The organism is Halodesulfovibrio sp. MK-HDV (assembly GCF_009914765.1).
GTDB lineage: Bacteria > Desulfobacterota > Desulfovibrionia > Desulfovibrionales > Desulfovibrionaceae > Halodesulfovibrio.
Genome location: NZ_WYDS01000003.1, coordinates 1 through 25,074, shown reverse-complemented (window position 1 = coordinate 25,074; position 25,074 = coordinate 1). Strand labels below are relative to the sequence as shown.

Genomic DNA, 25,074 nt, shown 5'->3' with positions numbered 1-25,074 from the left:
ATCATTCTAATTTACACAGTCTACCATAACGTATTCTAAAAGATACTTGTGTCATCTATTAGTTTATTGCTGTGTCGCATTATTTGAATAAAATTCTGCTCCAAATAGATTGTAAAACTCCAGCTACCTTTCGTTATGCGTAACCGGTAGCCTTATCTCATCAAAATGTGATTAGAATATCCGACCATTCAAATCACATTTCTTTCCCATGGAGTTGTACTACACAACAACTTTCATATCCCATGCTTAATCATCCAATATCTATAGAATATTTTCTGTATTGCCGTGACCTCTTGCATCAGGTAAGCGTTACTGAGAAAAACCAACGAAAACACTACTACGGTATTGAGTATGCGATCACTTTTACACAACTAACCACATCGCATAATACCTCGAAATTGTAAGGAATACTATTCACCTCACATGGACATAACTACCCAACTATCAACGACTTGCCACGATTGCGGATTAACGCAAACACTCCCCGAAATGCCGGAAGGGACAAAAGCAATCTGTACTCGTTGCGGGTCTGTACTTTTTCAAAAAACCAAAGATACTACCCAGCGCACATTAGCGCTTTCTATTGCCGGTCTCATTCTGTTTGCCATTGCCAATGCGTATCCATTTATTTCCATGCAAGTGGAAGGAAGAATACAGGAAACTACCCTTGTCACCGGTGTTATCTGGTTATTTACCAACGGAATGCAGGGACTATCCGCCCTTGTTCTGTTCACAAGTATTCTCGTGCCGCTGCTTCAATTAATTGCGCTTATTTTCATACTCACTCCTATTCAATTCGGACAGCTGGCACCACGCACTGGAAAAATTTTTAGAACCGTCCGACACCTTATGCCATGGAGCATGATGGAAGTGTTTTTACTGGGTATTCTGGTCTCCATGATCAAGCTCGGGAAAATGGCTACCATTATCCCCGGTACTGCAATGTGGGCGTATACGGCACTAATCCTTGTTATCATTACTGCTTTTTCAGGATTAAACCCCTATGACATATGGAAAAGGCTCCCTATAAACTCTTCAGAAAAAGAGCCTGAATCATGCACTCAGCCTGCCACGTGTCACAGCTGTTCACTTGTATGCGGCATACCTGAAGCACACCATGCAGCCTGCCCCCGCTGCGGATCCAGTCTGCATCTGCGCAAACCTAACAGTCTTCAACGGACAACGGCTCTAGTCGTTGCTGCCATACTTTTATACCTGCCTGCCAACCTGCTGCCCATAACAGTAACGCAGGTATTCGGTAGCACACAGGCAGATACCATTATGAGCGGTGTCGTATATTTCATGTTCTCAGGATCATGGCATATTGCACTCGTCATCTTTATTGCCAGCATTTTTATTCCACTTTTAAAACTCATCACGCTGGTATATTTGCTTATATCTGTAAAATTTCAACATCAATGGAAACCGGTAACCCGCACTAGAATGTACCGATTAACAGAAGCTGTCGGCCGTTGGTCTATGGTTGATGTGTATGTGGTAACAGTGCTTGTTGCGCTGGTTCAGTTAGACCCGTTTGCTGCCATTCAGGCAGGGCCGGGTGCTGTATATTTTGCTGCTGTTGTGGTTATCACCATGTTCGCAGCAGAAAGCTTTGACCCCAGACTTATCTGGGATCAGAAGGAAGATTAAATGTCAGAAGAAACCACTGCTCCATCATCGCCCGAAACTCTGCCGCAAGCCTCAGTCTGCAAGAAAAAAAGCTTTTCTTTAATCTGGATTGTTCCACTTATTGCCATGATCATCGGCATGGGTCTTGTCTACACATCGATAATGGAAAAAGGCCCTACAGTTACCATCACATTTGCATCTGCGGATGGACTTGAAGCTGGAAAAACTAAAGTTAAATATAAAGACGTTGAAATCGGCAAGGTTGAAGCTGTTAAACTTACCGAAGATTTTGAACACGTTGAAGTTACTGTTTCGCTCGTAAAAAGAGCTGATGACTATATAAATGATCAGACCCGCTTCTGGGTTGTCCGTCCAAGATTAAGCGGCGGAACAGTTACAGGGCTGGGAACGCTCCTCTCCGGTGCATATATAGCGGTTGATCCGGGAAAAGATGGTGATTCTCAATCTGAATTCATAGGACTTGAGATCCCGCCAGTCGTCACAGAAGATACCCCCGGAAAGCTCTTTACGCTTAAAGCTCGCGACCTCGGCTCTCTCGACTACGGTTCCCCTATCTATTACCGAGGCATTAAAATCGGGCAGGTTGTTGGATACGGGTTACAGAACACTGGCGAAGGCGTGAACATTACAGTCTTTGTCGATGCGCCGTATGACGACTACGTAAAAGACTCTTCCCGCTTCTGGCTGGCATCCGGTATGGATTTGGAAATGGATGCAGACGGCATCCGTTTTGATACAGAATCTCTAGTAAGCTTACTTATTGGCGGCATTTCTCTAACGAACCCTGAGCATATCAAGGGCACACCGATTGCTGATGCCGGCGATATGTTCCAACTGTTCCCGACGCGGGATGCAGCCATGAAAGAACAGTTCGTTCAAAAGGAATACTACATCCTCAAGTTCGCTCAGTCTGTTCGTGGACTTTCAATCGGTGCTCCTGTCGAATTTAAAGGATTTCCAGTGGGACGCGTTGCCGACATAGGCATCGAATTCGATTGGAAAAGTAAAGAAGTTCTGGTTCCCGTTCGCATCGAAGTTGAAAAAGAGCGCTTAGCACGTATTGCATCCCAGACAGGGGAAGCTGATACAGACTCCATGCTGGAACTGCTTGTTAAGCAAGGCATGCGCGGACAGGTTCGCACAGGCAACCTGCTCACAGGAAAACTCTACGTTGCTTTGGACTTCTTTAAAGCAGTTGAACCGGCAAAAATTGTTTCGGATGGTGGCGTACTCGAAATTCCAACAACGCCGACACCAATTGAAGAACTTACAAGCAACATGTCTGCCCTGTTTGAAAAACTACAAAAAATTCCAATGGAAAAAATTGGGAACAATGCTGTAGAAACATTGCAGAGCATTAAAAAGGCAAGTGAAAAATTAGAAAAACTTGCAGATTCCAACGAACTCCGCCTCGCATTCCAGGAGACCCGCGAAACAATGGAAGGGGCAAACAACCTGTTATCTAAAGACTCTGCAACGATAGTAGAATTACAACGAGCCATGCGTGAAATGAGTGAAGCTGCCCGAGCCGTTCGTTCGCTTGCCGACCAACTGGAACGCCATCCTGAATCATTACTTCGAGGAAAAGAGAGAAAATAATGCGTAGAACCGTATCAAACGCCCTGCTGCTGGCGGGTCTGTGTATCGTTTTGACAGGTTGCGGAACAATGTCTCCGCCTTCATCATACTACATTCTCACAAGCTCAAATCAGATGACCTCACAGATTCAGCCACTCAATGACATTAGTGTCGGCGTGGGGCCTGTTACTGTTCCAGGACATCTTGATCGTTCCCAGATTGTGACGACCACAGGCCAAAACAGCATCACCATCCACGAATACCAACGCTGGGGTGATTCCTTCAAAACACAGGTGGAAGAAACTCTCGCGGAAAACATTTCAAGCCTTCTCCAAACGCCAAAAGTTTCCGTGTATCCGTGGGAACGGGCACAACGACCAAAATATCAGGTATATGTCACGGTCCGCCGTTTTGAAGGCAAAGCGGGCATGAATGTAACGCTGGATACCATATGGCAGATTGTGGATGTAAACACAGACAGATCGTTACTTACACGCCACTTTGTTCAGACATTCCCAGTCGCCGGTTCAGACATGAGCGCATATGTTCAAACACAAAGCGATGCGCTGGAAACTCTAAGTCAGGAAATTGCAAAAGGGCTGCACACGGTAGCAAGGCAATAAAAGACCTCTCAAGAGTACCCTGACAATAACAAAAGCGTGGAGTAATCATCATGGGACGATTCTTTGAAGTTATACCACTTGCAACATTTCTAATAATCATGCGTAACAGTAATCCATCAAGTGAAAACTACTGGCTACTGACATATGGCATCAGCGCACTTGCGGCTATCGGGTGTATCAGTTTCAACGTCTTTACCCATGGATTCCAAAACAAAATCTTTCTTGGAATCAATTGCTATTTAATATCCGGTGCCGTGGGAATTGTTACTAATCAAGCATGGCTGATGAACTTGTACAGTTCAATGCAATCCGCTGCCATGCTCATGTGGATAATGGGAATTGGCATTTTTGCGCTTCTGTTTTCCAGCTGGTTTCCAGTACAACTGCGCCAAAGCGCACGCGTACGATTATACGAAAGTTTTATGACTCTGCTAACCATCGGAGCATTTGGACTCGCGTATAGCTATCCGGAAAGCAAACTGCTTTCGGAAACAGTTCCCTTCCTTGCCTTACTCATCATCTACTATATGCTCACATTCCGGCTGGAATCAAAGCAGGCCATACGACCCGCATAAAAAAAGGCAGATTGAATACATCAATCTGCCTTTTTCATTTCCATCGTTAGTTTGTACTATTCCGGATCATCTACAGACTCGTAGGTATCACCCGTAATAACTTCACCCGCGATACATTCCTCATAACGGATGCCCCATTTCTTCATTTCCAGAAAAATGGGAATCAGTGACTCGCCTAACTCAGTGAGAGAATACTCCACTTTGGGCGGAACCTCATTAAAGACCGTACGCGTAACAATTCTATCAGCCTCCAGCTCCCGCAATTGCTTTGTAAGCATCCTTTGCGTTATGCCGTATAGCGATTTTTTCAGAGCACCGAAGCGCAGCACTTTTTCCTGTGATAAATGATACAAAATGACAGGTTTCCATTTTCCACCGATAACCTGCATGGTCAGCTCGAAAAAGCACCTATAGCTCTTACCGCCCACCTCTTTTACGTCACATCTTCGAATCATTTTATCTCCAACGGTACCCTGCATGATACTTAGGCACAAAAAAAACCGTACTTGTACATTCTCAAAAATATGTCACTATCTCTCAATCTAGCCATCATCTTCTAATTGTCGAGGCTGGATATCTAATAAGCCATCATACAAACACTAATAAGGATATATTCCATGTACGTACTCGCCATTAACGGCAGTCCGCGTAAAGGCGGCAATACCGAAATTTTATTACAGGAAACACTGGCTCCTTTAGCCGCAAATGGCTGGGAAACAGAACTTGTTCAAGTTGGCGGTAAAAAACTTAGAGGCTGTATTGCGTGCTACAAATGTTTTGAGACCAAGGATAATTCCTGCATAGTCAAAAATGATATTTTCAACGACTTGTTTGAAAAAATCCTTCGTGCAGACGCGATTATTCTTGGTACCCCAACATATTTCACTGATGTTTCCGCCGAACTGAAAGGTCTTATTGACCGTGCAGGCTTAGTTGCCATCGCCAACGGTCGAGCCTTAGCCGGAAAAATTGGTGCAGCAGTTGTTGCGGTTCGACGTGGCGGCGCGACCCACGCTTTTGACAGCATCAATCACATGTACCTCATGTCACAGATGATCGTTCCCGGTTCAATCTACTGGAACATCGGTGTCGGCCTTGCACCGGGTGATGTAAGAAAAGATGCGGAAGCCATGGCGAACATGGAAAACCTCGGGCAGACCATTCACTGGCTCGGCTCCGCAATGCAGCCACATCAAAAATCCTTCCCTGTTTCTACTTTTGGTAGAAGAGAATAACGCCATCATTGTTGCCACAAAAAAGCCCTGCCGGTATTCACACCAGCAGGGCTTTTTTTGATTTGTATGGCAGTACTTATCAACAATACTTACAGGTCTTGTGGCGCGGACTCCAGTCTACAACCTGACTTTCCCTGTCCACTTCAAAAGAACAACAGTCAAACATCATATCCCGCAAAAGCTTACGTCCACGCTGAACTCTAGATTTTGCACCGGAAAGAGAAATGTTTTCCAGACTTGCGACATCCAGCTGCGGCTGCCCTTCCAAATCTGCAAGTTGTACAGCAACACGATATTTTCTCGGCAACCGAAGCACCATTTTCTCCACGCAGGTGGAGAGTGCCTGCTGCACTTTTTCTTCTTTAGAGGCAGATTCAGCTTCCAGATATTCCGGCAAGGCAACGGTAAATGTGCGGGTACGATAGTGATCAATAATCACGTTACGGGTTACCTGAAACAGCCAGCTACGAATCCTTGTATGATCTGTGATAGTTGCAAAATGAGCATGAAATTTCAAAAAGACGTCATGCAGCATATCTTCAGCAGTTTCTTTGCTACCGACACGCTTTTTAATAAACCCTAACAGGCTATCCTGATGCTCCAGCCACATTGCTTCTAACTGTTCCATATATTCTCCGACACGCTTTTCTGGCTCAGAATCAAACCCGAACTCTAGCTCTGTTTCTATGCGATACAAAGTAAGGCTGTTGCGCCTGTTGTCAAAATGACGGATTACGCTCCAAGAATATCTTTAGCCGACGTTGCCACTTCTATCTTAGCAGCAACGTAACTCCGAAGAACGGTCATCAACTTCAGCACAGTCACATTCACAACGTAACGAAGGATCATTCTTTGCTTTACTGTATGCAACAATACGCTCTTTACGCAGAGTATTCAGATCATCGCGATCAAAAACAATCTGCATCCCTTCCTGCGGTTTCGTTACACAAGCATACTTTTCTTCGCCGTTTACTTCGATCACACACACCTTACAGCAACCGTGTTTACGATTGGCAAGGTAACACGGTGCCGGAATGCAAATGTCGCTCCTGCCTGCTACTTCCACAATATTTGTATCTTCAGCCGAAAACTCTACCTGAATTCCATCAATAGTAATATTCATACGCCTCTCCTTTTATGAAACGAGCAGGGTTACTGCTCCAATTGCTGCCTGCTCTATGCAGACAGTTCGAAAAGGTAGACGATTCGCAAGTCAAAAAGACGCAAACTTTTTTCTACATTTTATTTTTCTTTGACAACGCGCTGGAATATCAATGGAGATGAAATAAAAAAAGCGGCATGTTGAATATTCAACATGCCGCTTTATCTTTTACTAAACTAGCCGTTCTTTTGCCGGAAACAGCACTGCCGTGCGTTATCTCCAGCTTTATGAACTAGGCTCCAACTTTATGAACTAGGCTCCAACTTTGTGAACTATGCTCGAACTTTGTGAACTATGCTTCGGTAAGAGCTTCTACACCCGGAAGAGTTTTTCCTTCGAGAAATTCGAGGGAAGCACCGCCGCCTGTAGAAACGTGGGAAACTGCTTCAGAAAGACCAGCTTTCTCAATAGCAGATGCTGAGTCACCACCACCGATAACGGTGATGCTGCCCTTTGTTGTTGCTTCTGCAAGAGCTTCTGCCACAGCAAAAGTACCTTTGGCAGAGGCATCAATTTCAAATACACCCATCGGGCCGTTCCAAACAACAGTGCCGGATTTTTCGATGATGTTTTTGAAAGTCTCCATGGTGTCAGGACCAATGTCCACAGCCATAAGACCTTCAGTAATGGCATCTTCTGCTACGATGGCTTCGCTGCCGATCTCGCGTGCATCAAAATCAAGCTTGTCGGTTACAAGGTAATCTGTAGGGAGAAGAATTTTGTCTTCGCCAAGTTCAAGAAGTTCTTTTGCGAGTGGCAATTTATCTTCTTCACAAAGAGAATTACCGATTTCGCATCCCTTGGCTTTAAGGAACGTACACGCCATGCCGCCGCCGATAATCAAGTTATCTACTTTTGGCAAAAGCGCTTTAATTACGTCAATTTTACCGGAAATTTTTGCACCGCCGATGATAGCGGTAAATGGACGCTTAGGTTCTGCAAGTGCACTACCGAGGAAGTCGAGTTCCTTTTTAAGCAGGTAACCACATGCACAGGTGTCCATGTAATGTGTAATACCTTCGGTGGAAGCATGTGCGCGATGCGCGGTGCCGAACGCGTCGTTAACGTACAGTTCTGCAAGCTCAGCAAGCTGTTTTGCAAATTCTGGATCGTTGTCAGTTTCAGCTTTGTGGAAACGAAGGTTCTCAAGAAGAAGTACTTCACCGGCTGCAAGCTTAGCTACAGCTTTTTTAGCCACGTCACCAATGCAGTCATCTGCAAACGCAACAGGTTTTCCCAAAAGCTCTGCAAGACGTTCCGCAACAGGTTTAAGACTTAATGCCTCAACACGCTGTCCCTTAGGACGTCCAAGGTGAGACATAAGAATAACTTTTGCGCCCTCATCTACCAAGTGAGTGATGGTTGGAAGAGCTGCACGGATTCGCTTGTCATTATCAACAGCGCCATCTTTAAGAGGCACGTTGAAGTCTACACGTACGATTACAGTTTTCTCTTCGCAATTGAGATCGTTAATAAAAAGTTTGTTCATATGTTTATGCCTCGTAAGGTGTGATAATTTTTGTTGTAAAAACTCCCAGCACAAAATCACTGCGCTTACCTAATACATGGTAAGCCGCAGTGTAAACTTCATTCTGGAACTAGTTTGCAGCTACGTGTGCAAGCAGGTCGAGAACTTTACAGGAGTAACCCCATTCGTTGTCGTACCATGCCACAAGCTTAACAAAATTATCATTAAGAGCAATACCAGCTTGTGCGTCAAAAATAGAGGTGCAAGATTCGCCGACAAAGTCGGTGGAAACTACAGCATCTTCTGTGTACGCAAGCACGCCTTTAAGCTCATTTTCGGAAGCTTCTTTAAGAACAGCTTTAATTTCTTCGTAGGTAGCAGACTTTTCAAGACGACAGGTAAGGTCGACTACAGAAACATCCGGAGTAGGAACGCGGAACGCCATACCGGTGAGCTTACCGTTAAGGGAAGGAATAACCTTGCCTACTGCTTTAGCAGCACCGGTTGAGCTAGGGATGATGTTCTGAGCTGCGCCACGTCCGCCACGCCAGTCTTTACAAGAAGGGCCGTCAACGGTCTTCTGAGTAGCTGTGGTTGCGTGTACAGTGGTCATAAGACCTTCCACGATACCGAATGCGTTATGTACAACATGCGCAAGCGGAGCAAGGCAGTTAGTAGTACAGGAAGCGTTGGAAACGATGTCCTGACCTGCGTATTCTTTGTGGTTAACACCCATAACAAACATTGGAGTCGCATCTTTGGACGGTGCAGACAAAATAACTTTTTTAGCACCAGCTCTAATGTGACCACGGGCAGCTTCGTCAGTAAGGAAGAATCCTGTAGACTCTACTACGTACTCAGCACCGATTTCGTCCCATGCAAGTTTGTCCGGACAGCATTCGCAAGATACGCGGATTGTTTTGCCGTTAACAACAAGGTGACCATTTTCCACTTCTACTGTGCCGTCGAAACGACCGTGAGTGGAGTCATATTTAAGGAGGTACGCGATGTAATCAACGTCTATAAGGTCGTTAATACCAACAACTTCAATATCATTACGCTGTGTAGCAGCCCTGAAAACAAGGCGGCCTATGCGGCCAAAGCCGTTAATACCGATTTTAATCATGGTGTTCTTTTACTTGTGCTAAATGGTTACTTTCATACCGAGACGGGTGTTGCCTCTTTGCATTCTGCAACATCACTGTAAAACGAATGGGCGAAGACGTTTTACCTCGGCACCTATGCCATACGTAGCTTCTTCATCATTGGAATTGCTAACTGCACACACTCAAATGAACTTCTACTGATACATGACTTAGGTCGCTTGAAAAGAATAGTTCTAGAGAAATTTATAGGGCATTTTTGAAAACTTTTACAACACAAAATAATGTAAACGGTCTTACAATAGTGGAGTGTTCACGACTTGGAACAATCTTCGTAAAGCCTTTACTGACAACACTTTTAGACACATATAGGCGCACAATGTAAACGGTTTTACATTCAACGCACAAAATGTAAAAAACAACGCTGTAACCGATGTAATTTGTCAATTTTATTGAATTTTTATGTTATTTTAATTTTTTTTTTGCTTTGTGCCGTATGAAACCGTTTCATAATGCCAGTTACATGCGGGCACGGCAAACTATATAAAGAAAGACTGGTACTGTTTTGGTGTGATGGCCAAGCGTTTTTTGAAATTACGCTGGAAATGAGCCTGGTCTGCAAAACCAAGCTGGGTGGAAGCTTCAGCAATGGTTGTGCCCTGCTTAAGCAATTCTTTTGCACGTTTTATGCGTTCATCAATCTGTAAGGCATGCGGAGAAAGCCCGTAGACCGATTTAAATTTTCTAATGAGATGATAGCGACTTAAACCTGCATCCAACGCTAAATCATGTAACGAATGATTTGTTTCGAGCTGATCGAACAACCTTTCTCGCACCCTGCCGACAACAGAAGAAGACATTTTGCGACATACGTCCCCCGCATTCTCTTCCCGATCGAAGTTACGAACAATGTATTGCAGCAAAAAACTTTCCGAAGCCAACGGATTCGTACCCTGCATCAATGCATTATACAGCACCTCGAAACAAGAATAGAGCCCGTGGTCTGTCTTATGCGCTCTTAGGAAACCGTTATAATCGGCACTATACATGTCGAAAGTTTCTTCCTGCGCAGCCCCTATCCAACCTGCATCGACAAACAACATCCTGTATGACCACGATTCTGAATCCGGATTGCACGAATGAATATCGCCCGGATTAATCGTTACCGTATCCAATTTATAGATCCGGTTAGTTGTCTTCAAGTTCTGGTACCTCGCGGTACCATTATCAATCACGCCGAATGAAAACTCATCATGCGAATGAGCATGATAGCAGACAGCAGAGTTCAGCGCCGTCCGTACTTCAACAAACGGCAACCCTTTGCATTTACGCAAAAAAACTGTGCTGTCCTGCTTCATTCTTGCTCCGTTATCCCGCCAGCATGTATAGAACCGTCACACTAAGCAGGGTTCCCATTGTGTAGTTAAAGCCAATCTGCCGCTTTGGAGTCGCCAGAAATTGTCTTATATAGCTGCCCAATGCGCCCCATACCGAGACACCGGCAAAACACATCACAAAAGAAGTAATACTAAAATTGATGAGATACATCATGGCAGGGTTTCGCCCAAGCGTAAACAAACTTACACCGGACATTGCAACAAGCCATGCTTTAGGATTAAGCACCTGCACCAACGCCCCTTCCCAAAATCCCGGGAGCGAGACACCTTCACCATTTTGAGCTGATGCAAATCCTTTTGACATCGCTATCTTGTACGCCACGAAAAGCAAAAATATTGCACCCAAAATTTTAAGAAGCCAAGTAATCTGTGGCACAACAAAAGCTACCTGTTCAAGACTTACACCACTAATTACAACAACAAGAGTGTACGAAACACTGGCTCCAAAAACATACGGCGTGGTTTTTTTGTACCCTGCTCTGGCTCCGGAACTTGCAGCAATAACATTAACCGGCCCCGGTGAAATTGCCCCCACCAACGTGAAAGCCACCATAGAAAGATAAATGGACACGTAAAACCCTCCTTAAAGAATAAGGAGAAATCATACACAATAGTGTGACGTGAATATTGAACGATATTGCTCATGGAGAACACATGAGAATGGAATGGAAAAAGAGAAAGGAAGTAGAATGAATCAAAAAGCTATGGTCGTTCTTTTTTTCAACTCCATAAAAAAACAGCAGCATAATATTTCTATTATGCTGCTGAATAAAACCAAAGAGCGTTCTGTTACGTAGAGCTCCTTGCACATGGAGCTAACAAGTATCAGTGTCTATTTAAAAAATACCGGACGAGATGAGCAACCCAAAATCAATTCTGTCTGTTCTTTGCGGCTCATTGATGTAAAGTCACCAATTTTTGTTTTGTAGAAGATGAAGCCAAGGCCACACCAAACTAACAATGCCATCCAAGATTCAGAACCGATTGCACCAGGTGAACCTGGAATGGTAAGAAGACAGAGGCAGATCACAGAACTTAATGATCCGAGTGCTGCACAAATTTTACCTTTTTTGGAGCCTTCATCAAATGGGTGTGCAGCCATATATTTATACGCTGCGAGACAGGAGTAGAGATACGCCACTACTGTTCCGATTGCAGACATGTCTACAACCCAGTTGAGTACTTCACGACCGAAGAATGGCGCAGAAATTGCGATAACAAGTACGAATAAAATAGCATTGTGCGGAGTCTGATGCTTAGGATGGATCTGTGCAAACCATGCTGGAAGCACTTTTGCACGTCCCATACTGAAAAGCAGACGGGAAGAAGCAATAAAGAAGCCGTTAATACCGGTAAAGATTGCAGCGGATACGGCAGTAGCCAAAATCACACTACCTGCATTACCAAGGCTAATTTTTGCGATTGTTCCGGTTGCCCATGGCACGTCCATGCCAAGCAACTCCGGATACGGCATAACAACTGCTACAGCAATCGTTACCAGTGCGTACAAAAGTACACCCCATGTAATTGCTGAAAGCATCAAGCGCTGAGCGTCTTTATGTGGAAAGTCAAACTCTTCTGCCGCTTGTGGAATGGTATCAAAGCCAACATACAGCCAAGGTGCAATAGCTGTAATCGCCATAACGCTAGCGATTGGCCCTTTATTTTCCGCGTATAACGGAAACAGGTTTGAAATAGATGCAGTCTCCGTCAGGCAGGAACCTGCGAAGAGGGCAAATACTCCAGAAACCAAAGCAAATGCTAAGAAAACTTGTATCTTACCTACAAGATCGGCACCACAGTAGTTCAAAAAGCCACAGCCAGCGAGAATAGCAATAAGCATTGCCAATTCACCTGCGTAAACTTTCCAACCAACAATAGTATACAGGTACCCGATTTCAAATACACCCGGTAATAAAAAGCGCGATAGTAACGCGAGGGCAGTTGCGTTAAGCGCAATAATACAGATGTATCCAAGCACGAGAGCCCAACCACAGATAAACGCTGCAGTCGGCCCGAAACCGATGTAAGCAAAAGTAAATGCGCCTCCTGCTACAGGATACTTGCTCACCATGTTACCATAACTAATGGCTACAAAGAATAACATCCCTCCACCTAAAACAAATCCGATGCAAGCTGCCAGTGGCCCTGCGGAAGGCAAAAAGCGCAATGCAGGCAGGACAAATGCACCCCACCCAAGAATAGCCCCTAATGCAAGAGCCCATGCTTGAGATGGCTTAATAGATTTCTTTAGCGATGGAGTTTCGTCAGAATTCGTTGATATACCACTCATAGTAAGCCTCTCCTAAATTAAGAAAATGACCGAAGTCACTTTTATGTTTACCTTTTAACCATAGCGTCGTTACTGGCAGGAGAACTAAATCTTGGGGACAGGTTACATACCACCCAATAGCAACGATGAGATTACTCATGCAGAGGGACGTCTGTTCTTCCAAAAAGGTAGCACAGGCCCATGCCTAAGGTTTTGGCACTCTTTAGGAGCACTCACCCTAATGCATCTCGCGTGCCAAAAAAATGCAAAAACGTAACTCTCTGTTTTTAAAGCACTAATAAAAAAAACCCTGTTTCCACACTCAATAGCAATTCATTTATGCATCAGTTTTTATTCTTTTTAAGTCGCTTTAGACTTAGACTGGCTTATATTGCCAACAATGGGATAAGAACGCCCCACAATAGTACTAAAAAGACGACTGAGGAGTTTTTCACGAACCTTACTCTCCGAATAATAAAGCTGAATATCCGCGCACTCCAAGTGTTAGTATGCGCTGGCTCATATCTTGACCTTCGAACAATTCATGATTGCATTAGCCCTCTTATTTTGTTGGATGATCAAGCTAAGTAATTAATAATTTTAAACAAACACCCTTTCCCACTAAACACACAACATCCTGTTTTTTTAAAGTTTATATCTAAAAATGGCCGAACACTTTAATTTATAACCCCATGAAACTTATTTATGAGAGTGCAGAGCTTGAAATTACAGAAAAAACGTATTTGCTATATCGTAAAGAATGTTTTTACGCTTTCCCCTCATTTTCCAACCACAAACTTGCTCCCAATGAAAAAACTTCTAACCTTGAACCTAAAAAGCCATTCACTCATATAGACACAAACAAGCTTACCACTTCACAGCTAGTCTTCAGCAAGCTTTTCTCTCAAACATCAACAGCCTTGCGGCTTGTAACAAAAATCTTCAAAAACCCGATTTACCACTTTACAACGTTAGCCTTTTTGTTATTGTTTGGTCGCTCAATCAAAACAATTTTATTCAACCTCTTTTGCGGAACAAAAGGGAATACAATGAATCTGTTTTTCAACGTTGACGACTCAAAATACACTAGCGGCTCTGCAAAACACGCAACACTGCTCACTATGGCAATTCTTCTCACTGCTTTCTCCATCAAAGCCCATGCCGTAGGCGCAAATGTTTTACAGGTAGCTCAGTACATTAAGTAAGATAGCGCTTGCTTAATCTGGCAGACTGGCCATTCCACCAGACAGGTCTTGCCAACATCCTCCTTCATACATGAAAGGCCCTGCATAACAGGGCCTTGTAATGTATGTTCTCAGTACCATCCATACCAGCATGTTGCGCAAAACAACAAAAAACACTCTGCAGAATAGGCATAGCCTGCTCCACAGAGTGAATACTTACGTCCAAAATGGATATGTGTTCTTTCAATTTTCTTTAATTACTCAAAGAAAATGAAAAAATTCATTTTAGTTAACATTTTAAAATAGATGTGCTTTGCAGGAACTCACCAATCCAAACTGTTTGAAAGCACAATTAAGAAATAGAACTTGTAAACATAAAAAATAATCTGCAATACTTATTCTCAGCATTGTACATAACGTGTTTGCTCGTCCTTACTTTTACTTGCTTGATGTCATGCGCAAGGGACGATTCAGCACACAGTACCAAGGGGAAACGCTATGAACCGCTGGTTACGGATTCTGCTCGAGTTGCTACCGCTTCAGGTATTTGCATTTTCTTTTCGATATGTTGATGTTTCTCAACCGGACAGCTGGATGATGCCATTTTATGTGGCAGCAGGCACCGCGTTGGTCACTCTTGGTATTTTCCTGATAAAAAAAGCTATTCCAGATCCCGTAATTGTCGGGATTAATATGTATATTTTACTAAGCGCTGCATTGCTTAGTGGAGGCACACCTGGATTTCCGGTTCTGCTTGCGGATTTAAAAGCTGCTGGAATTCTAGGCGCAATTTTTCTGGTTTCTCTCTTTTTATATGGAACCAAGCCGCAATGGCTGCTTGTATCCCATAGTGCAGTTCCAGAAAAATTTGCTCAAATTCAGCTTGCAGTAACAGCCGTATGTTTTGTTGTTTCTTTTGCCTTCCGGACAAACGTTTTCGTTTCCGGATTACTCATGCTCGGTGTTTTGTATCTTGCACGGCAAGTGCTGTGCGACCAGCTTTCAAAGTTTGGTTTTGCAGAACAGACACTGTAGCGACGGCAAAAACAGCAAAGCATTGCTGAATGCGTAATAGGCAGGATTTTTTCAATGCGGGGAGGCGCAAAGCGCCTCCGTCGCACTGCGAATTATCTAGTAGATTACGTGCAGGTACGGAATAAGTCCGTACACAAGTGTACCTAAAATGAGCACATAGCCACAGCAAATAACGATGGTCTTATTCATAATACGACCTTCGCTACCGGTAATACCGGTTGCTGCTGTTGCAATAGCAATAGACTGTGGAGAGATCATTTTACCTGCTGTGGCACCAGCTGCGGAAGCTGAAACCAGCCAGGCCTGATCTACCCCGATCTTTGCTGCAACCTGCATCTGCAATTGCCCGAAGAGCACATTTGAAGATGTATCGGAGCCAGTGACAAAGGTACCAAGCGCGCCCACCATTGGTGAGATGAATGGGTAGAAGGAGCCGGTTAACTCGGCGATGACTAACGCAATGGTATTAATCATACCACTGTAGGACATCACCTTCGCAAGCGCGACAATGGCCACTACTGTAATAGCAGACTTGGTGAGCTGCTTTGCAGTATTGGCCAGAACTTTTGTGATTTCTGCGAAAGAAACACCCTGAATCATACCGCCGATATATGTAGCGAGAATGATGAGGACACCCGGAGTGGCAACCCATTTAATAGTAAACGGCTTATCACCATAAATAGTGATAACTGACTTAAGGGAGCCAACCACTTCTTTAATCGCAGGAAACAAGTTACTGCAAAGAACGATAAACGTGAGAATAAGCATGTAAGGAACCCACGCGAGGAACTTACTTTTTGCAGTAACAACTTCTTCCGCTTCAGCAGCTGTGCTGCGATGTACCATGCGGGTGTATGCAATGGTTGCCGCCATACTACAGATACTACCAACAAGACATGGAAGTTCTGCACCCATATACTTGGCTACATACAATTGCGGAAGAGCAAAGCTAAACCCGGAAACAAGACAAGCACCAACAACGCCTTTCAGACCTTTAAAGCCATCTACAAGGCCGACAACAAGAAAGGTAATGAGAACGATGAATGTAGAAAGCTGGAACGCTGTAAGGTAGCTTACTACCTCAACAGGGATACCGGTTACGCTTGCCATTGTAGAAATGGGAATTCCGATTGCGCCAAACGCAGTCGGTACGGTATTAGCTACAAGACAAATTACGGCTGCATGCATTGGGGCAAAACCCATAGCAGCAAGAATACTTGCAGGAATAGCCACGGCAGTACCATAGCCAGCTACACCTTCAAGAAAACCGCCAAAGCCCCATGCGACAATAAGCACGAGCAAACGGCGGTCGGTGGTAATGCCGGAAAGCATTTTTGTGATTACGTTCATGCTGCCAGTCTGTGTAGACAGATTGTATGTAAATACAGCAGCGATGATAACAATCATGATAGGCCAAAGTGCCAATACACCGCCCTCTGCAGCAGCAGAAGCAGCTTCAAGTGCAGGCATTTGCCATTTACCGAATACGGCGATCGCAAGTGTGACAACTAAGGTTGCAGTACAAGTTTTATGTGCTGGGAGCTTGAGAACAACAAGCGAAAAGATAAGCCACGCGATTGGCAAGAGCGCCAATAAAAAAGACAAGTATTCCATCACAGGTCCTAGTTCAGGTATGTGTAGGTAGAGACCAGGCCAACGGAACGCTACCTACATGTGTCTAACTCTCTGTCATACTGCCTGGCTGTACCAGAGCGCAGGCAGTATGACAGTCCACCACCCTATTCATGCAGAGAACGGCAACGTCCTGCATAAGGGCCCACAGAGTTGAAGCTCAACGCAGTTGGTTGAGCAATCAACCGGAAGAATTATCACGATGTAAAATTTTAGCAAAGTCCTTTAGCACCACACATCACAAGAGTGATCTGTCGATTTAAAAATGCGCTAGATATAACTACAAGCACCTATGCTCACTTTTTTGAAGCTACTAATATATTTTTCGCGAAGCCACTTCTAAAAAAAAACTCAACACTCACGTGCTTATCTCATGCTATTTTACACATTAAGATATCAAAAATATTAAATATTATCGTATTTCTTCTCTGCTTTTTTCTTCATTCACGCTTCCTTTTTCAAGCACATCATTAGAAAACAAGCTGTAAATTTATTTTACTAAGCTGCATCTGTTGTACAGTTATTCGTGCAATCTTTTTTTAATGAAAAAAATATCTTGGACCAACCAATTTCCTGTTTTGTGCTCAATTTGAACAATAACAATTTTCTTTCTACTCCCTCTTCAAGAGACAGCTATCTAATTTTATTAACTTTATTTTAAAAAATCTGTCATCTGATTAAACTATTAGTAACTTTCTCTTTTTTTTACATTGACACAGAGAGCATGAAAATTTAAAAAACTACTTATTGATTGAGCAATCAATTTGTTCTGGTACCAAAGTAACTATTCCGCAGGTTACTTTCATGCACCACCATTCATGCTGGTACCTTCTAAAAAATTTTAGAATTAGAACGCTCTTCTTTGTGTGCCTCCCCCTCACCAGGGGAGGTTCACTTATTTCTACATCCCCTCAGATATCCCCAAAAAAAAGAGACCATAACTATGGTCTCTTTTTTTATTACTCATCTATTTTTATCTATGTGAAAATCATGTCTAAAAGGATGCGAAGTCCCACAAGAAAGAGAATGCAACCAAGGAATTTTTTTACCGCGGAAGGCTGCATTCGTTTATGCATAACACTTGTTCCGAGATACCCGCCAATACATGCCGCAACACCCGCAACTATCCAAATTTTCCAAGCAACCGAGCCCATAAGAGCATATGTAATAAATCCGGCTAGAGAAGAAAAAGGCACGGCAAACGCCGTAATGGCAGCAATCTTTTTGGGATTGAAACCCTGCAGAATCAACAGTGGAGAAATAAGCGCACCGCCTCCTACTCCAAGCAGGCCGGAAAAAAAGCCAGCAAGAACACCCACAAAAGCAGGACCTACAAACGGATGATCATCCCGATAAACGACTTCACCCTTCAGTCCCTTGAAGAAAAGCATCATGCATGATGCAAACATCAGGAAAACTACAAGCGCAATCAGAATATATTGCGTAGGAAAAAAGTGTCCGCTCCACGCGCCTATGGGAGCCATAACTAATGAAGTCACAATTACCGGCAAACCTAATTTAAAATCGAGCCTGCCACCTTTAATATTAGAATAAGTAGCGCCGCCCATGCTTAACGTGTTGATGAATAACCCTGTCGGACGCGCTATATTAAAGGGAACACCGACCCATGTGAGTACTGGAATAATCGCGGCAGCCGACCCGATACCACCGAGAGCAAATATAAAACTGAAACTGAATGACAAACCGAATATGAGAACAGTAAGTGAATCCATAAGCACACGTCCTACTTATATTTTTCGAGACCATATCACGGCTTTATTTGTAATGCACTGCCTCTAAAGCCTACCAAACCAGTTATAATAAAAGAGAAAACAGCAAAGCATTAAGCCTTACTGTTCTAATTCCTTCCGTCCAACAAGAGCACAATTACGCTCCGTCACTCATCTATCACTGACGAAGCTTTATTCCTTTTACTGGCGAAACAAGTCGTACTTACAGCCAGTATCAATGGGGTAACAGGAATAAAAAGCGAGCAACTCTTTTGTCTAATCCTTCGAACCCACCACGATAACAGTGTTTTTCTGATTATATATAAAAATATTAATTATTCTCAAGAATTGATTATCATCACATTAAGCAGCCACCTTTCATTGTCCAAAAAAACAGACAGACCTGAAACACTCTCAACCAGTTGTTTTTACGACACAAACAGTGTATGTATAGATATATTTCTTTTGTTTGCGCAAAGTATCTTACTTTACTCCAGCAAAATGAATCTCGTTGATTACTTCGCCACTGATCATACAGACGCCTGGTCTTACTTTGCGCTTTGCCAGCTAATGCAACACTATTCCAGTTATCGGGGAGAATATGTTGTGCGTGCTGTACTCTTTTCGGGGGAGTTTCTTTATGGATCAAATGTTTTATCAAACTCTGCTCAACTCAGTGACTGATGGTATCTATTTTGTAGATGCAGAACGTCGCATTACGTATTGGAATAAGGCAGCAGAACGGCTTAGCGGATACACCGCAGCTGAAATGGTGGGGAAAATTTGTTCAGAAAATCTTCTACGGCATGAAGATGAAAGTGGCTGTGCCCTCTGTGAAAAGGGCTGCCCGCTTGCTGCGACTCTGTGTGACGGAAAAGAAAAACACCATAGCGTCTTCATGCGTCATAAGCTTGGACACAAAGTCCCAGTTACGGTTCAGGCATCACCTATGCTTGACTCCGGCGGGAAAATCGTAGGTGCAGTAGAAGTCTTTGCGGAGAACAGTGAGTCACTCAATATTCGTCGAGAAATGGAACTGCTTCGCAAAGAGGTTTTAACTGACAAACTCACCGGTATCGGCAATCGCCGTTATGCCGAAATAACCATGCGAAATCTTGACCACGCAATGGAGCAAAACCTTGCCCCGTTTGGTGTTCTCTTCATTGATATTGATGATTTTAAAGCTGTAAATGACACGTTCGGGCACTACATAGGAGACCAAGTCATCCACATGGTTGCACAAACGCTGATGAGCTCGTTACGCTTTCTTGATGTCATATGCCGATGGGGCGGAGAAGAATTTGTTGTATTTGTGCCCAACACAACCATAGAAAATCTCACCGGAATGGCAGAACGATTACGTAAGATTGTTCAAAACGCGTGGCTTATGCACGATGGTGAAAAAGTCAGCGTTACTGCATCATTTGGCGGTGCCATGTCTCAACATAATGAATACAGCATCGCAGTCCTTACACGGGCAGACAAGCAGCTATACCACTGCAAAAATTCTGGACGAAACCGCACAGTCATTGACAATACAGAAGAAAAGAGATTGCTATGCCCCAACGCGTAATCGTTATTGGTGCTAGCGGCTTAATTGGATCGCATGTTGTGCAGGCCGCACGTCCTAAATTCATTGTTATCGAAGCTTCAAGACATACTTCTCCTGCGATCGACATGACCGATCCCGCATCAGTATCTACGTTTTTCAAAAGGATTGGAGCATTTGACCATGTAGTCGTTACCGCTGGTGATGCTTCATTTGCCCCCTTAACTGAACTGGATGAAGATAAACTCATGTACAGCGTCCGCAGCAAAATGCTCGGTCAGATACATATAGCTCTTGAAGCCCGCAACTACCTGCCACCGCGTGGTTCTATCACACTTACCAGTGGTATTTTAGCCAGACACCCAATCACAGGGACAGCTGGCGCCGCATTTGCCAGCGGAGCAATAAATTCCTTTGTATACGCAGCCGCCCTAGAATTAGGAAAAGACCAACGCATAAATGCTGTCAGCCCCGGATGGATTCAGGAAACAATGGAAAAAATGGGAATGCATGCAGAAAACACTGTATCTGTAAAAGATGTTGCGCAATCTTATCTGGACATTATTGAATGCGATATTACCGGACAAATTATTGATATTTAGTTCTTCCAAATATATCTGTCTCTAAAAATAGAACTATTACATTACAACATATTTTCAACATTACTTCTTTTCAATATTCATCATACTGTATTCAAAACATACTGTAGAAAATAGTGCATCCATAAAACATGCTCTTTACTTTCTTCTAATAAATGTAATGAATACCTCTTTTCGTTAAAAATATCATTTTTTACTGCCATAGAATACACAGCTAATAATTACCTCTGTGATCATGACGTGAAATAATATTTCATGCGTATTGATATCGAGGAAATTAATCCTTCCATACATATCTTTTTTTCACAACGGGTTGCACAACTTTGTTTAATACTTTGTGCAACTCTCTTTCTTATTATCTATTGTATTATATCCAGCGCAGTTCCTGCACACAGTATCCCTATCTGTGCACCAAAAACTATTCTCATCATACATTCTTTTTCTCCCACCGACACATGGACGGTTAACACAAACAAAGCGATCATAGATACATTTAAGAGGCAATCACCCGCCACACGGCTTCGCTTTGAATTTATGGATAGTAAGAATTTTTCTGACCCAAGCTATCTAAGTTCATTAGCTCTCATGTATGCAAATAAATATGCATTCACGTTGCCAGACGGAATTATCGCTACAGATAACGATGCCTTACGTTTCATGCAAACATACGGCGTTGATATTTTTCCGAATGTTCCTGTAGTCGCAAGCGGCATTAATAACGCGCAACTACCTTCCGCAGATTCCAACATACGCTCGATCATTGCAGAAAAAGCCGATCATCTCGGAACAATCCGTCAAGCCATCCGAATGCGTCCCTACATACGTATAGTGCATATCATTGGAGACGAAAGTCCTACATGTCATTCCATGATTGAAGAAATCAGCAGCATTGCGTCAAAACTTCCTCAGCAAATCAATCTCAAACTAACTCCGGTCATGACTCTTGAAGAGCTTAAGGTCTTCGTAAAATCCAGAAAATCCCACGAAATCATATATCTGCTCCCGCATTTCAAAACTGCTGACGATAAATTTTACACACAGGGATCTATTGAAAAAGAGCTCGCAAAAATTTCATCAGTTCCCATTCTCGTATCCTGGTCTTTTCAATTAGAAACAGGTGTACTCGGGGGTAAAGTCCTTTCCGCTGACAGTCTGGGTAAACAGGCTGCCTTTTCTATCATCCGCCTGTTGGCAGGACAGCCAGTCATCCCTCTTCAACTCGATGCGAACGTACATAAAAGTATTTATGACTACCAACGCCTTAAAAAATTCAACATTGCTCTCGACACACTTCCTATCGAGGCCTCACTTATCAACAAGCCAGAATCTTTTTTTATTAAACACAACAAAGCTCTCATTCCTGCACTTGCAATCATTTTTATATTATCTCTCATACTCTTTCTCACCTACAATAACCTGCAAAAACAAATCATTTTGCGCCAAAGCAAAGAACGCATAATCATTCTGGATAAAGAAGTGATAGAAACACAAAAAGTTATTGTTTCAACTCTGGGCGAGGTTATTGAGGCTCGATCAAAAGAGACAGGCGGGCACGTGCAACGGGTCGCGAAAATATCTCGTTTCATTGGTAACCACATAGGAATGAAAGAAAAAGACCTCGACTTGCTCGAAGCCGCATCTCCTATGCACGATGTTGGAAAGATAGGGATTCCTGAAGCTATTCTGCATAAACCCGGAAAGCTTACTGTAGAAGAATTTGAGATTATTAAAACACACACTTCCATCGGAAAAGATATTTTGGATGGTTCCAGTAGAGAGTTATTAAAGATCGCATGTGAAATTGCACATCAGCATCATGAAAGGTGGGACGGGAACGGGTACCCGAATGGATTGCGTGAAGACGGAATCAGTATTTTTGCACGAGTGACTATGCTGGCCGACGTGTACGACGCACTCTGCTCAAAGCGTTGTTACAAAGAAGCATGGCCTCGGGATCGCGTTGTTTCCTACATAGCTTCAGAACGCGCCAAAGCCTTTGATCCACAGCTCGTAGATATCTTCACCAAATACGAAGAAGAAATACGACAAATACGGGAACAATATCTGGATAAAAACGAATCGTCCCCAGCATAACAACAAAAAAAGGCTGAGAAACGACATTTGCGTTCCTCAGCCTTTTTTATTTCACAATACCTATCTACTAAACACCACCCATGTGAAGTTAAGACCCTATAGACTGGATAATTTTTCGCAGTTTCCCAGCCATAACAGACAATTCACGAACACCGTCTGAAGCGGTCACAATATCGTCTGCTGATTGTTCCGAGATTGTCCGGACTTCATCTACAGAACGATTAATATGGTCACTGGTAGCTGCCTGTTCGTCGGCTGCTGTGGCAATGGCCTGCACTTGATCTGTTGAATCGGTCACAAGTTCCACAATACTACTCAGCACTTCACCTGAAGCGCCGGAAAGCTCTCTGGAACGAGCCACGGCAGTGGTCGCAGCCTCAACGCTTTCCAGATTGCGCTGGGCGCCTGACTGAATAGCATCAATGGCGTCACCCACCTCTTTTGTTGCCTGCATTGTTTTCTCTGCAAGCTTACGAACTTCATCCGCAACAACAGCAAACCCGCGTCCAGCATCGCCTGCTCGGGCAGCTTCAATAGCTGCGTTCAGTGCAAGCAAGTTGGTCTGGTCTGCAATATCGGTAATAACATTCATGACGGTACCGATACCTTCAGCCTGCTGACCCAACGAGGCCATATCTGTGTGCAACTGGTGTGATAACCGAGCCACATCGTCAATAGCATCAATGGCTTCACCAACGACTTTTGAACCCTGCTCTGCTTTATCACGGGCAGACGTTGCCTGTTCTGCAGCGCTGGAGGCGCTCTGCGCAACTTCTGTAACGGCAACATTCATCTGTTCCATTGCTGTCGCTGTTTCCATTGCACGCTCAGTCTGACGAGAAACAGCAAGGCTCGTTTCTTCCATCTGCGCAGAAATCTCATGCGCCACGCGTGCAACATCATCGGAAACATCTTCAGAATCGCGCACAGCAGAGGCAATCTGCTCATTCTTATTCAGTATTTCTTCCTCACGCTGACGCAAGGCTGTTAAGTCCTGATAAATACAAAGCGCACCCATTAGCTCGCCATTCAAATCGAACAACGGAGACGCGTTAATGTAAATCTTTCGCTGTCCACCCTTACGACCTGTAAGGACAACTTCGCGTTTAGTTACAATATGCTTCTCAAGACTATCTGCTAAAACCGTACGGCGGGACGCATCACCATAAAAGAAATACGCGACATTCTGTCCGTAGTAATCTTCCGGCTTCCCGTTCTGTTCAAGAATAGTGAGAAGAGAATCGTTGGTATACGTCAACACTTCGTCTGTATCGACAACAACAAACGGCGTATCAATGCCCGTAAGCACCCCCTGAGCAAAGCCAAGGCGATGTTTCATACTGGCAAACATAGCTTCAATATCCAGCTCTACTGCGGCAATGTCTACTGCCGGAGATGAAGGAAACGTAACCGTAAAATCGCCCCCGCAAACACGTTTGCTTTTTTCACAAATAACACTGGTAGCTGTGCGTAGAGTGCTTAATGTAATAAATACCAGTGGCAACACCAGTAAGGTAAATAGCCCGACTGTTACAAGCAACGCTGTATCGAGCGTTCCCATTGAAATAGTCGCGCCATCAGAACCTGTATACAAAAAGCCATACCCAACCCCAAGCGACAAGAGCGCACTTGCGGCAATCAAGACCACTTGCATCTTTAGGGAAAATTTTCCCATTTTTCCACTCCTTACAATATCAATACACAGCGGATGCATTACATCCTACTACGAATGCAATATCCCCAACGTCTACACCCATTGTGTATTAAATTTAATCGTTGCGTAGCGGAAGAGGGCACTCAGGAATGATGCCCCTACGCAAGTGTCTTTTCGGTCAATTACCATAATTCAATATGTATTACTGTAAATTATAAGAGGGTTAACAAACTCTTTTTCTAGTACGACACCCCCCTTTCATGTAGTACGACTCTAAAAAAATGAGTACCCAGAGCCTTCAAGCTAGCATTCAGCTACAATAAATAATGTTTTACATTCTATACTACTAGCATCAAAAGCAATGTCAGAACATATAAAAAAAGCAATATTCGGGTGGAAAGTCCTTTATCTGTTCCGTAGTATACAAACCATCGGGACATGAAGCATACGAGGATACCCATGACCACGCGCCAAAATGAAATTCATGATTACAAACGGATAGAAACAGCTATCCGCTACATTGAACAGAATGCA

The 25,074-nt window shown here is 43.6% G+C and carries 22 protein-coding genes; 11 read left to right on the top strand and 11 right to left on the bottom strand.

Going from position 1 to position 25,074, the window contains the following annotated elements; translation table 11 throughout:
* Positions 1-423: 423 nt before the first annotated feature.
* From MKHDV_RS02805 to MKHDV_RS02790, 4 genes are read left to right on the top strand one after another with little or no spacing between them, the layout of a single operon-like run.
* Positions 424-1,650, top strand: coding sequence for a paraquat-inducible protein A (locus MKHDV_RS02805; protein ID WP_160712058.1), 1,227 nt, complete (start codon positions 424-426; stop codon positions 1,648-1,650).
* Positions 1,651-3,249 (top strand): intermembrane transport protein PqiB, encoded by a 1,599-nt coding sequence (locus MKHDV_RS02800; RefSeq protein WP_160712056.1) that lies wholly within the window; start codon positions 1,651-1,653, stop codon positions 3,247-3,249.
* Positions 3,249-3,851 (top strand): membrane integrity-associated transporter subunit PqiC, encoded by a 603-nt coding sequence (locus tag MKHDV_RS02795; protein WP_160712054.1) that lies wholly within the window; start codon positions 3,249-3,251, stop codon positions 3,849-3,851. The genes MKHDV_RS02800 and MKHDV_RS02795 overlap by 1 nt, the downstream gene beginning before the upstream one ends.
* Before the next feature lie 50 nt (positions 3,852-3,901).
* Positions 3,902-4,426 carry a hypothetical protein gene (locus tag MKHDV_RS02790; RefSeq protein ID WP_160712052.1) on the top strand — a complete coding sequence of 175 codons (525 nt, stop codon included), beginning with the start codon at positions 3,902-3,904 and terminating at the stop codon, positions 4,424-4,426.
* 56 nt (positions 4,427-4,482) lie between these two features.
* Here the strand turns inward: MKHDV_RS02790 and MKHDV_RS02785 are convergent, their stop codons facing one another.
* A complete protein-coding gene (locus MKHDV_RS02785; RefSeq protein ID WP_160712050.1) occupies positions 4,483-4,881 on the bottom strand; it encodes a helix-turn-helix domain-containing protein in 399 nt (132 codons plus the stop codon).
* A 162-nt stretch (positions 4,882-5,043) separates the two neighbouring features.
* Between MKHDV_RS02785 and MKHDV_RS02780 the strand changes: the two genes are divergently transcribed.
* Positions 5,044-5,661: a flavodoxin family protein gene (locus tag MKHDV_RS02780; RefSeq protein WP_160712048.1), complete on the top strand. Its 618-nt coding sequence runs from the start codon at positions 5,044-5,046 to the stop codon at positions 5,659-5,661.
* A 79-nt stretch (positions 5,662-5,740) separates the two neighbouring features.
* Here MKHDV_RS02780 and sigZ read toward each other — a convergent pair whose 3' ends face one another.
* The 6 genes from sigZ to MKHDV_RS02750 all read right to left on the bottom strand — a co-directional run bounded on the left by sigZ (position 5,741) and on the right by MKHDV_RS02750 (position 11,362).
* On the bottom strand, positions 5,741-6,289 hold the full coding sequence (gene sigZ / locus MKHDV_RS02775; protein ID WP_160712046.1) for an RNA polymerase sigma factor SigZ: 549 nt from the start codon (positions 6,287-6,289) through the stop codon (positions 5,741-5,743).
* A gap of 147 nt (positions 6,290-6,436) precedes the next feature.
* On the bottom strand, positions 6,437-6,784 hold the full coding sequence (locus MKHDV_RS02770; protein ID WP_160712044.1) for a 2Fe-2S iron-sulfur cluster-binding protein: 348 nt from the start codon (positions 6,782-6,784) through the stop codon (positions 6,437-6,439).
* Positions 6,785-7,115: 331 nt separating this feature from the next.
* Entirely contained in the window at positions 7,116-8,312 is a 1,197-nt protein-coding gene (gene pgk, locus MKHDV_RS02765) for a phosphoglycerate kinase (RefSeq protein ID WP_160712042.1), read from the bottom strand.
* 109 nt (positions 8,313-8,421) lie between these two features.
* Complete coding sequence (gene gap, locus MKHDV_RS02760; protein WP_160712040.1) at positions 8,422-9,417, bottom strand: type I glyceraldehyde-3-phosphate dehydrogenase; 996 nt, start codon at positions 9,415-9,417, stop codon at positions 8,422-8,424.
* A 516-nt stretch (positions 9,418-9,933) separates the two neighbouring features.
* A complete protein-coding gene (locus MKHDV_RS02755; RefSeq protein WP_160712038.1) occupies positions 9,934-10,752 on the bottom strand; it encodes an AraC family transcriptional regulator in 819 nt (272 codons plus the stop codon).
* A 10-nt stretch (positions 10,753-10,762) separates the two neighbouring features.
* Complete coding sequence (locus tag MKHDV_RS02750; RefSeq protein ID WP_174239226.1) at positions 10,763-11,362, bottom strand: LysE family translocator; 600 nt, start codon at positions 11,360-11,362, stop codon at positions 10,763-10,765.
* 94 nt (positions 11,363-11,456) lie between these two features.
* On the opposite strand from MKHDV_RS02750, the gene MKHDV_RS19070 reads away from it, so the two are divergent.
* Complete coding sequence (locus MKHDV_RS19070) at positions 11,457-11,588, top strand: hypothetical protein (RefSeq protein ID WP_256370001.1); 132 nt, start codon at positions 11,457-11,459, stop codon at positions 11,586-11,588.
* 35 nt (positions 11,589-11,623) lie between these two features.
* Here MKHDV_RS19070 and MKHDV_RS02745 read toward each other — a convergent pair whose 3' ends face one another.
* The gene (locus MKHDV_RS02745; protein WP_160712036.1) at positions 11,624-13,084 is read right to left on the bottom strand and encodes an APC family permease; all 1,461 of its coding nucleotides are present in this window, start codon (positions 13,082-13,084) and stop codon (positions 11,624-11,626) included.
* A gap of 1,028 nt (positions 13,085-14,112) precedes the next feature.
* Between MKHDV_RS02745 and MKHDV_RS18665 the strand changes: the two genes are divergently transcribed.
* Positions 14,113-14,268, top strand: a complete 156-nt coding sequence (locus MKHDV_RS18665; RefSeq protein WP_216846839.1) for a hypothetical protein — start codon at positions 14,113-14,115, stop codon at positions 14,266-14,268.
* A gap of 477 nt (positions 14,269-14,745) precedes the next feature.
* Positions 14,746-15,282 carry a hypothetical protein gene (locus MKHDV_RS02735; RefSeq protein ID WP_160712032.1) on the top strand — a complete coding sequence of 179 codons (537 nt, stop codon included), beginning with the start codon at positions 14,746-14,748 and terminating at the stop codon, positions 15,280-15,282.
* A 96-nt stretch (positions 15,283-15,378) separates the two neighbouring features.
* Here MKHDV_RS02735 and MKHDV_RS02730 read toward each other — a convergent pair whose 3' ends face one another.
* Positions 15,379-16,896 (bottom strand): L-lactate permease, encoded by a 1,518-nt coding sequence (locus tag MKHDV_RS02730; RefSeq protein WP_160712030.1) that lies wholly within the window; start codon positions 16,894-16,896, stop codon positions 15,379-15,381.
* A 995-nt stretch (positions 16,897-17,891) separates the two neighbouring features.
* Positions 17,892-18,647 carry a sulfite exporter TauE/SafE family protein gene (locus MKHDV_RS02725; protein WP_160712028.1) on the bottom strand — a complete coding sequence of 252 codons (756 nt, stop codon included), beginning with the start codon at positions 18,645-18,647 and terminating at the stop codon, positions 17,892-17,894.
* 637 nt (positions 18,648-19,284) lie between these two features.
* Between MKHDV_RS02725 and MKHDV_RS02720 the strand changes: the two genes are divergently transcribed.
* From MKHDV_RS02720 to MKHDV_RS02710, 3 genes are all read left to right on the top strand, one after another.
* A complete protein-coding gene (locus MKHDV_RS02720; RefSeq protein ID WP_160712026.1) occupies positions 19,285-20,217 on the top strand; it encodes a diguanylate cyclase in 933 nt (310 codons plus the stop codon).
* Entirely contained in the window at positions 20,202-20,795 is a 594-nt protein-coding gene (locus tag MKHDV_RS02715; protein WP_160712024.1) for a short chain dehydrogenase, read from the top strand. Before MKHDV_RS02720 ends, MKHDV_RS02715 begins: the two co-directional genes overlap by 16 nt.
* A 531-nt stretch (positions 20,796-21,326) precedes the next feature.
* Positions 21,327-22,886: an HD domain-containing phosphohydrolase gene (locus MKHDV_RS02710; protein ID WP_160712022.1), complete on the top strand. Its 1,560-nt coding sequence runs from the start codon at positions 21,327-21,329 to the stop codon at positions 22,884-22,886.
* Positions 22,887-22,974: 88 nt separating this feature from the next.
* On the opposite strand, the gene MKHDV_RS02705 is transcribed toward MKHDV_RS02710, so the two are convergent.
* Positions 22,975-24,561: a methyl-accepting chemotaxis protein gene (locus MKHDV_RS02705; RefSeq protein ID WP_160712020.1), complete on the bottom strand. Its 1,587-nt coding sequence runs from the start codon at positions 24,559-24,561 to the stop codon at positions 22,975-22,977.
* Positions 24,562-25,074 lie beyond the last annotated feature (513 nt).

What these genes read in the sequence shown, in the direction of transcription:
- MKHDV_RS02805 (WP_160712058.1), top strand. Translation starts at nt 424, where the DNA reads ATGGACATAACTACCCAACTATCAACGACTTGCCACGATTGCGGATTA.
- MKHDV_RS02800 (WP_160712056.1), top strand. Translation starts at nt 1,651, where the DNA reads ATGTCAGAAGAAACCACTGCTCCATCATCGCCCGAAACTCTGCCGCAA.
- MKHDV_RS02795 (WP_160712054.1), top strand. Translation starts at nt 3,249, where the DNA reads ATGCGTAGAACCGTATCAAACGCCCTGCTGCTGGCGGGTCTGTGTATC.
- MKHDV_RS02790 (WP_160712052.1), top strand. Translation starts at nt 3,902, where the DNA reads ATGGGACGATTCTTTGAAGTTATACCACTTGCAACATTTCTAATAATC.
- MKHDV_RS02785 (WP_160712050.1), bottom strand. Translation starts at nt 4,881, where the DNA reads ATGATTCGAAGATGTGACGTAAAAGAGGTGGGCGGTAAGAGCTATAGG.
- MKHDV_RS02780 (WP_160712048.1), top strand. Translation starts at nt 5,044, where the DNA reads ATGTACGTACTCGCCATTAACGGCAGTCCGCGTAAAGGCGGCAATACC.
- sigZ (WP_160712046.1), bottom strand. Translation starts at nt 6,289, where the DNA reads ATGGAACAGTTAGAAGCAATGTGGCTGGAGCATCAGGATAGCCTGTTA.
- MKHDV_RS02770 (WP_160712044.1), bottom strand. Translation starts at nt 6,784, where the DNA reads ATGAATATTACTATTGATGGAATTCAGGTAGAGTTTTCGGCTGAAGAT.
- pgk (WP_160712042.1), bottom strand. Translation starts at nt 8,312, where the DNA reads ATGAACAAACTTTTTATTAACGATCTCAATTGCGAAGAGAAAACTGTA.
- gap (WP_160712040.1), bottom strand. Translation starts at nt 9,417, where the DNA reads ATGATTAAAATCGGTATTAACGGCTTTGGCCGCATAGGCCGCCTTGTT.
- MKHDV_RS02755 (WP_160712038.1), bottom strand. Translation starts at nt 10,752, where the DNA reads ATGAAGCAGGACAGCACAGTTTTTTTGCGTAAATGCAAAGGGTTGCCG.
- MKHDV_RS19070 (WP_256370001.1), top strand. Translation starts at nt 11,457, where the DNA reads ATGGAAAAAGAGAAAGGAAGTAGAATGAATCAAAAAGCTATGGTCGTT.
- MKHDV_RS02745 (WP_160712036.1), bottom strand. Translation starts at nt 13,084, where the DNA reads ATGAGTGGTATATCAACGAATTCTGACGAAACTCCATCGCTAAAGAAA.
- MKHDV_RS18665 (WP_216846839.1), top strand. Translation starts at nt 14,113, where the DNA reads ATGAATCTGTTTTTCAACGTTGACGACTCAAAATACACTAGCGGCTCT.
- MKHDV_RS02735 (WP_160712032.1), top strand. Translation starts at nt 14,746, where the DNA reads ATGAACCGCTGGTTACGGATTCTGCTCGAGTTGCTACCGCTTCAGGTA.
- MKHDV_RS02730 (WP_160712030.1), bottom strand. Translation starts at nt 16,896, where the DNA reads ATGGAATACTTGTCTTTTTTATTGGCGCTCTTGCCAATCGCGTGGCTT.
- MKHDV_RS02725 (WP_160712028.1), bottom strand. Translation starts at nt 18,647, where the DNA reads ATGGATTCACTTACTGTTCTCATATTCGGTTTGTCATTCAGTTTCAGT.
- MKHDV_RS02720 (WP_160712026.1), top strand. Translation starts at nt 19,285, where the DNA reads ATGGATCAAATGTTTTATCAAACTCTGCTCAACTCAGTGACTGATGGT.
- MKHDV_RS02715 (WP_160712024.1), top strand. Translation starts at nt 20,202, where the DNA reads ATGCCCCAACGCGTAATCGTTATTGGTGCTAGCGGCTTAATTGGATCG.
- MKHDV_RS02710 (WP_160712022.1), top strand. Translation starts at nt 21,327, where the DNA reads ATGGATAGTAAGAATTTTTCTGACCCAAGCTATCTAAGTTCATTAGCT.
- MKHDV_RS02705 (WP_160712020.1), bottom strand. Translation starts at nt 24,561, where the DNA reads ATGGGAAAATTTTCCCTAAAGATGCAAGTGGTCTTGATTGCCGCAAGT.